The organism is Zunongwangia endophytica, from assembly GCF_030409505.1.
In the GTDB taxonomy this organism is placed as follows: domain Bacteria; phylum Bacteroidota; class Bacteroidia; order Flavobacteriales; family Flavobacteriaceae; genus Zunongwangia; species Zunongwangia endophytica.
The window spans coordinates 3,661,123-3,670,000 of sequence record NZ_JAUFPZ010000002.1 but is presented as its reverse complement, the minus strand read 5'-3'; the positions used below and the strand labels follow the sequence as shown (position 1 = coordinate 3,670,000).

Below are 8,878 nucleotides of genomic sequence, written 5' to 3'. Positions count from 1 at the left end.
ACTGTCCATATAATCAAATTGACAAATTAAGAATCAAGACCAAAAGGACTTGCTTTTGAACTTCCCTATATCTAATTGCCAGTTCCTTATTAAAATAAGGTTCTGCTCTAGAAAGGAGGTGTTCCAGCCGCACCTTCCGGTACGGCTACCTTGTTACGACTTAGCCCCAGTTACCAGTTTTACCCTAGGCCGCTCCTTACGGTAACGGACTTCAGGTACCCCCAGCTTCCATGGCTTGACGGGCGGTGTGTACAAGGCCCGGGAACGTATTCACCGCATCATGGCTGATATGCGATTACTAGCGATTCCAGCTTCACGTAGTCGAGTTGCAGACTACGATCCGAACTGTGATAGGGTTTATAGATTCGCTCCTGGTCGCCCAGTGGCTGCTCTCTGTCCCTACCATTGTAGCACGTGTGTGGCCCAGGACGTAAGGGCCGTGATGATTTGACGTCATCCCCACCTTCCTCACGGTTTGCACCGGCAGTCTGGCTAGAGTTCCCACCATTACGTGCTGGCAACTAACCACAGGGGTTGCGCTCGTTATAGGACTTAACCTGACACCTCACGGCACGAGCTGACGACAACCATGCAGCACCTTGCAATCTGTCCGAAGAAAAAGATGTTTCCATCCCTGTCAGACTGCATTTAAGCCCTGGTAAGGTTCCTCGCGTATCATCGAATTAAACCACATGCTCCACCGCTTGTGCGGGCCCCCGTCAATTCCTTTGAGTTTCATTCTTGCGAACGTACTCCCCAGGTGGGTTACTTATCACTTTCGCTTAACCACCCAGCCCTCAATTAGGCCGGACAGCTAGTAACCATCGTTTACGGCGTAGACTACCAGGGTATCTAATCCTGTTCGCTACCTACGCTTTCGTCCATCAGCGTCAATATATTATTAGTGATCTGCCTTCGCAATCGGTATTCTGTGTAATATCTATGCATTTCACCGCTACACTACACATTCTAACCACTTCATAATAATTCAAGATCTACAGTATCAATGGCAGTTCTCCCGTTAAGCGGAAGACTTTCACCACTGACTTATAAATCCGCCTACGGACCCTTTAAACCCAATGATTCCGGATAACGCTTGGATCCTCCGTATTACCGCGGCTGCTGGCACGGAGTTAGCCGATCCTTATTCGCAGAGTACCGTCAGCCCTTTACACGTAAAGGGGTTTCTTCCTCTGTAAAAGCAGTTTACAACCCATAGGGCAGTCTTCCTGCACGCGGCATGGCTGGATCAGGCTCTCGCCCATTGTCCAATATTCCTCACTGCTGCCTCCCGTAGGAGTCTGGTCCGTGTCTCAGTACCAGTGTGGGGGATCTCCCTCTCAGGACCCCTACCTATCGTTGCCATGGTAAGCCGTTACCTTACCATCTAGCTAATAGGACGCATACTCATCTCTTACCGTAACCTTTAATCACTAATCGATGCCGATCAATAATACTATGAGGTATTAATCCACGTTTCCATGGGCTATCCCTCAGTAAGAGGTAGATTGTATACGCGTTACGCACCCGTGCGCCGGTCGTCAGCAAAAAAGCAAGCTTTCTTCTGTTACCCCTCGACTTGCATGTGTTAAGCCTGCCGCTAGCGTTCATCCTGAGCCAGGATCAAACTCTTCATCGTTGTTTCATTATTTTGTAACAATCAAATCGTAAGTTTGCGTTCTTATATAAATAAGAAGTTTAAAGCTCAAAAGACGACTTTCTAGTCTTAATTCTTAATTCTACACTTCCATTTCTTAAAATTACAATAAAGTAATTTCAAGTAATGTCGTTTGTCAATTCAATATGTCAATGAACTCATTTAAAAGTCCGGGATAAAAATCCCTTCGATAGAAATAAAGGACTCGAACCTTAATACAACCCCAAGCGGTATTTCCTAGTTAATCAGTATTTTAAGAGCGTTTTAAGTTTTTCTTAAAGCGGTTGCAAATGTACAACTCTTTTTAAAACTCACAAGTAAAAAATAAAAATATTTTTTTCTTAATTTTAAACGCTACTTCCAAAGAACATCGCTGTCAAAGCGGATGCAAATATACAACCCTTTTTCTTTAACCACCAAAACTTTTTTTAAGTTTTTTTTTCGATCCCTTCTTCCGTATTTATCAATGAACTCCCGCCCTCACAACCAATCATTACAGCGCTAAGCGGGTGCAAATATACGCTCCTTTTTTGATTACACAAGCCTTTATAAAAATCATCTTATTTTTAATGAAATCGTATCAATTCAAGTCATTTTCAAGTCATTTCAGCGATAAAACCACTTAACATTAGATTAACAATTTAGAAATAACAGATTTTATGCGAAAAGCGCAGTCATTCTTCCATAGAAATTAAAGAAAAAAGTTCCAAACAATACCAAATCGGATCATAAAATCATTGTGCGGATATCGTGGGGCGGAGAAATTATTGTTGCCATTGAGCGCAAAATTAAGATTCTCGAGTTTGAAGAATATTCTAGCCTGGTCTACTTTACCGTTGAAAAAGAAATCTACTAAAGGATAATTACCATAATTGGTATCATTTTGCACGTAGAATTCTGCCAGAACGGGATCATACCCGTTCATTTGATACGAAGAAAAATAAGTAAAAGTGAAACCGGTTTGTAAATACAAGGCATTATCAAACCAAAAGTCTTTAAAATAAAGGGAATTTCTAGTGAGCAGCTCGGGCACATTAAATACGTCACTCCCATCAGAGACCTTCTGATACAATACGGTATTATCGAAAGCGAATTTCCCGAATTCAAACTCCCGTTGGGCTTTAAGCTTCACATATCGCACATCGCCTCCTGACTGAAAGGGTTTAATTGCCCCCTCCCCATTTTCACCAAAGTAGGTGTAATTTTGAATTTGCGTCAGCTCTCCGCTCAAATTCGCTATTTTTTTAGCAAAAAGTTCGAAAAATAGACTTTGTGCATTTTCATTGTCATAATCATGCTGCCAATTGTAATTGATATAATCACTTTGATACAGCAAAAAATTAAGATTAGGAGCACGGCTCGTTTGCTTCAACCCGAAGTTTAGAAAATTGAATGAATCTAGTTGATATCCTGCCGAAGCAATGATGTGATTTCCTGAAAAATTATCACCGAAAGAAAAAGCTACATCTCCATGAAGATTGAAACCTCCTAAATAATTATCATAACTTCCGCCAACCTCTAGCATTTGCCCATCCAAACGATCTGCTACAACTCCGTCTTCCCCTACAAAAACGGAATCATACCAATAATCTAATGATGTGAACCCAGCTCTCCCAGATATTTCCCCTAAAACAGCGTTATCGAAATTGACTGCTACAGTATTTGACATACTTTCATATCTAACTTCATCTCTTAGTCCTGTACTTTGAAATGATGCCCCAAGAATATTGTTGGCAGCGTTAGATTGGAGATATTGAAATTTTTTATAGCTGTAGTTTAATCTATGACTAAGATAAAGTTTATTATTTATACTATCCTGAGCTCCTTTTAGAAAATATTTATGATCCAGAAAAAAACTTTTCCCGTACAGAGTACTTTCTGCATTTTCAAAATTTACATCCAATACCGACCGATCCTCAAATTCTTCTTCCTTTCCTATATATGATGCTAAAGCATCATTGGTTAAACCTCCATTTTCTTCATTCATTAAATCTTGACTGATGAAATGCAATTTGGCCCTATACTTTCTATCTTTAGTTTGATAGTTTAAGGTAGTCCTGAAATTGCCTGTGCTAGTTAACATGTGCCTAAACTTCCCTAATGCCCGTACACCTTTATAAGCGACACTAAAGTTTAAACGCTCGGACGTGTTTACTGTAAAAAATGCATCCAATTGCTGTCCTTGCTCTGGCACAGTTTTGAAATAAAGTTCAGTTAAAGGAGTGGGAACATTGTAATATCGTATATCGGCAGATTCCATAAAATTATAATGCCTTGCCCTGACTCCGAATTTAGGTGCTATAGTAGTGAAATCTCGAAATTCAGTTAAAGCATTATATGTTTGCCCTGTATTTGCAAAAGGAAGTAACCCAAACAAATCTTTTCGAAGATAATTGAATTTGTAGTCTTTCTGAATAGTAAGCGAAGTATCGACCTGTGTTGTATCGTTCTCTACTGAAATTATTTTGAATAGATCGATTGTGGGCTCAACTATAGAATCTTTTGCTTCGCCTTTAGCCCCTCTATTTGGCAGCTTTTGCTCCTGGGCATAACTAAAAAAACTAAAGTTAAAAATCGTAATTAAAAGGAATACTTTCTTCATTCTAAAATTTATCCAACAAAAATATAAAAATAACGCTACTATTCAGGATTTGGTATAAAAACAAAAAAACCACCCAAAGTTGGGTGGTTTTATAAAAGTTTTAAAAAATAAGCTTACCAACCCGGGTTTTGCTGCCCAGCTAAATTTGGATTGATAGTTATATCATTAGTTGGAATACCCCAAGTAAATTTAGGATTTGTAGCCTCTACTGACTTAGTATAATAATTAGGCCCTTGAACTAAAGGCTGTATGTTTTGAGGATCTCTACGTGTGAAACCTAAATCCCACCTTCTTAAATCATCGAGTCTAAAACCTTCAAAAGCCAATTCCCTAAATCTTTCATCCCGAACAGCTTCAACCAAACCATCACCAGAAGAATCAATTGGTTCAAGACCTCTCGAATCTCTAAGTTCATTTAATGGATCAAGGGCTTGTGAATCTGAAATATTTAAAGCTGCTTCAGCAGAAATCAAATACATTTCTGCTATACGAAATACTTTAGGAGCTTGCTGATAATTAGTGTTCGCTCCTGTCCATAAATCAGGATTTCCTGAATATTTATTGACCATAATTAGATCGGTATATGTAACACCCTGAACAACTACAGTATCATTAACATCTCCAGTAGTAAAGTACACATCTTTTCTTATGTCATCTTCAGAATACATATCTATAACCCATTGAGAAGGTATAAAATCAGGAGTAAATCTATTAGTCGCTCCATTGTAGCCTAAATATATACTATTGGTGTTTGCAAGTTCATTAGGTGCACTTACGAAAAGTTGCATTATATCCTCTTGAGCATAGTCATCAACCCACATACTACGAAAATCTTCCTCATTATTAATAAGAGGGTAGCGACCTGAATTTATTAGCTGATCCGCGGCAGATTTTGCACCTTCCCAATCTTGCATATACAGCTTAACCCTTGCCTCCAAAGCAGTTAACACATCTATATTAAATCTTTGAGCACCCTGTTCTCCTTCAACATCAGACAATCCTGGTCTCGCAGCCTCAATATCAACTAAAATCTGATTATAAACTTCCGCAACAGTATTCCTCGATGGTCTACTTGAAATATCATATTCCAGCTCTAGAGGTACTCCTAAATCTGAAGAAGCACTAGAAGGATCGTAATCATTTCCAAACCTAACAACTAAATTATGATAGTAAAAAGCTCTCGCTAAACGTGCCTCAGCTGTATATTGATCTAAATTAGCTTGATCGCCAGCCGTTTCAACTGAAATCGTTTCAAATCCTTCTAATGCTGCATTGATATTTTTAATTGCTGCATAATGGGAAAACCAAATTGTTTGTAGAGCTCCATCATCTGCAAGAAAACCTTCCCATCTATGAGGATTTCCATTTCTATTACCGTAATCAGAAGTTGCATTTAATTGATCAGCCTGAATATCTGTTGGAAACATGAATGCACCATAAACGTTGCCCCTAAGTGTTGCATACATACCAGTATTCCAAGTTTCAGCATCATTGATAGTCTGAAATGATTGGGATTGCTCTATAGCATCATAGGGAAATCTCTCAAGATCATCACATCCGATAAAAGATATAGATAAAAACAATCCTAAAATTCCCTTTTTTATATTTTGTTTTTTCATTTTTCTGTTTTTTTATAATTGTAGATCAATACCAAATGTAAACTGCTTTGTATTAGGGTTGGTACCTAATCCAATATTAGAATCTACTTCAGGATCTGGCCCTAAATAATCAGTCCAAGTAACCAAGTTTCTTCCAGCAAAATAAACTTTAGCACCCTTCAATATTCCAGTTTGTACTAAAGCACTTGCAGGAATATTATAACCTACTGTTAGGGTCTTTAAACGAATAAATGAAGCATCTTCTATCAACCTTGAATCAAATTGTGTGAACTGCACACCTGCTCTTGGGAATAATGTTTGATCCCCAGGCTCCTGCCAATAATCTAAAACTCTTTCAGTCTGATTAAAGCCAGGGAACTGAAAAGGGTTCTCAAAGAAGTATCTATCATTGTTAATTAAATTTTTACCGCTGCTAAAAGCGAAATGTGACTGTAAATAAAATCCTTTAAAGTCCACATTCAAACCAAAACCACCATTCAATGGCGGATATCTATCGTCACCTGTACTTTGCTGTAGAGCAGCCGTATTAAATTGATTAGTTACAGCATTAGGATCCTCTCTATTGTAAACAATTTCATCAGGATCTTCATTCGGTAAATACCATTCGGCATCTCCATTTTCTGGATTAACTCCTGCAAACACAGGATAAAAATAGGACACAGGTTCACCAACCACCCAAGACACACCGGTATTAGGAATTATCCAATAATCTCTTCCCTGGAAAAGTTCAGTAACCTTGTTTTGATTATAGTTAAAAGCAACATAAGGAGTTACACGAAAATCCGCTTGATTAATAATGTCGTACTCTAAATTGACATCAAATCCATAGTTCTTCAAGGAACCTGTATTTTCGGTTACTTCAGCAAAACCACTTGTGAATGGATAAGGAACATCTATTAACATATCCTCGGTTAAACGATCATAATATTCTACTCCTAATCTCAATCTGTCAAATAATTCAATCTCAATACCCACAGATGCTGATCTTTGACTTTCCCATTGCAATGAAGGATTTCCAGGAGTGGCTAGACCCCACCCAGTTTGTCCTTGATACTGGTTCGTACCAACAAGAGCATAACTATTATAGTTTCCAATATCAGAATTACCAGAAGTACCTATATTCGCTCTGAAAACTAAATTATCTAACCAGGAAACATCCTGTAAAAACACCTCTTCTGTAGCTGTCCACCTAGCACCAGCTGCCCAAAATGTAGCTTCGCGATTATCTCTACCAAATCGAGAAGAACCATCCTGTCTAAGAGTAAAGTTTACATAATATTTATTATCAAAATTATAATCTAACCTTCCAAAATAAGACTCTAAACTCCACTCAGCCTTAAATTGACCCACACTAGCATTGTTTGGTCCCTGTCCTAACATAATCAATCTATCATCTGATTGGCCGGTCGAAGATGCTGAAAAATTTTCTCTATCATAATCTTGCCATTCGTGACCTCCTAATAAAGTGAAATTATGAATGTCATTAAAATCAATACTGTAAGAAACAGTATTTGTTACAGTCATCTGGATATCTCTTCTGAAATATTCGCTAGAACTACCATCGTTTAAAGACCCTACATATGAAGGCAACCTGTTACTTGTTTCTCTACGATCAAATGCATTAATACCAATTCCAGATCGTAAAGTCAAACCTTCAAGAGGTGTTAGCTCAACATACCCTGAAGGATTAATTTGAAATTGAGTTCTTTGAAAAGGGTTATTATTTGCAAGATATTGAGGATCATATCTATTCCATCCAGGTATCACTCCTTCATACCTATTTCCAGTTTCGGGATTAATTGGGGAATAAAAAGGTTGAGCTAAAAGAGCTAAACCACGATTCGTACTATTAGTTCCGTATGGATTTTCCGAATCTGTATTATAAGTCATTCCCAAATTAAGACCAGCAGTAATCCAACTTGTGATGTCTGATGTTAAATTACTCCTTAAAGTATATCTCTTAAAGTCTGATCTAAATGCAAGACCTTCTTGTTCAAAATATCCAGTTGATAAGAAATACTTTGTGCTTTCACTCCCACCACTAGCACTAACATTAACTTGTGTAGTAGGTGCATTGTCTTTATAATACCATTTATACCATTGAGTATCCGCATTGTTTTCAGCTAAAATACCATCAATCTGGTCTTGACTATAAATGCCTGCATCTACCCAAAAATTTGTAAGCGTTTCTGTATTCATAACGCTCTCAAAATAATCTGTATTAGCAAGTTCTGAAACCCCATGTTGAACACCAACTGTAATACTCGGATCGGTCTCTTTAGTACCTGATTTTGTAGTAATAATTATCACTCCATTAGAGGCTCTAGAACCATAAATAGCTGTTTCAGAAGCATCTTTTAAAACAGAGATATCCTGAATATCCTGAGGATTCAACCGAGTAAAAATACCTGCATCCACCTGAAAGCCATCCAACAAAATTAATGGAGTATCACCTGCTCCCAATGATCCAACTCCTCTTAAACGAATTGATGGAACAGCATTAGGCTCTCCAGATGATGTATAAACCTGTAAACCCGCTACTCTACCCTGAAGTGCATCTGCTACGTTAGCTGCAGGCCTATCCTCTAGGACATCAGAAGACACCTGAGCAACTGAACCTACTACGTCAGTTTTATCTCTGGTACCATAACCTATAACTACAACCTCATCTAAAGCAGCAGCGTCTACAGCTAAAGTCACATCTATATTAGTAGTGTTTCCTACGCTTTTTTCCTGCGTAGTATAACCTACGTAACTAAAAACCAAAATAGCACTTTGAGGGACAGATATAGCGTATTCCCCATCAAAATTAGTTTGATAACCATTATTAGTTCCTTTTTCGATAACGTTAACACCGGGTAAAGGAAGACCATCTTCGTCCACAACAGTCCCAGTAACCGTTTTTTCCTGTGCAAAAACTAATTGCACAACTAACACCATAAAAAGTGTTAGCAATCCATGTAATGTTTTTTTCATTATTTATTAATTTGAATTAGCCTG

General features: G+C 38.1%; 3 protein-coding genes, 1 tRNA gene and 1 rRNA gene (1 of these 5 cut by a window edge). All 5 read right to left on the bottom strand.

The features are described 5' to 3' along the window. A tRNA-Ile gene (locus QWY91_RS15960) sits at window positions 1-3 on the bottom strand (it extends 71 nt beyond the left edge of the window). 108 nt (window positions 4-111) lie between these two features. Continuing rightward, window positions 112-1,639 (bottom strand): 16S ribosomal RNA (locus QWY91_RS15955). 709 nt (window positions 1,640-2,348) lie between these two features. Further along, window positions 2,349-4,259, bottom strand: a complete 1,911-nt coding sequence (locus tag QWY91_RS15950; protein ID WP_290236494.1) for a putative porin — start codon at window positions 4,257-4,259, stop codon at window positions 2,349-2,351. A gap of 113 nt (window positions 4,260-4,372) precedes the next feature. Then, complete coding sequence (locus QWY91_RS15945) at window positions 4,373-5,878, bottom strand: RagB/SusD family nutrient uptake outer membrane protein (RefSeq protein WP_290236493.1); 1,506 nt, start codon at window positions 5,876-5,878, stop codon at window positions 4,373-4,375. A 12-nt stretch (window positions 5,879-5,890) separates the two neighbouring features. Continuing rightward, on the bottom strand, window positions 5,891-8,854 hold the full coding sequence (locus QWY91_RS15940) for a SusC/RagA family TonB-linked outer membrane protein (RefSeq protein ID WP_290236492.1): 2,964 nt from the start codon (window positions 8,852-8,854) through the stop codon (window positions 5,891-5,893). Window positions 8,855-8,878: the final 24 nt, after the last annotated feature.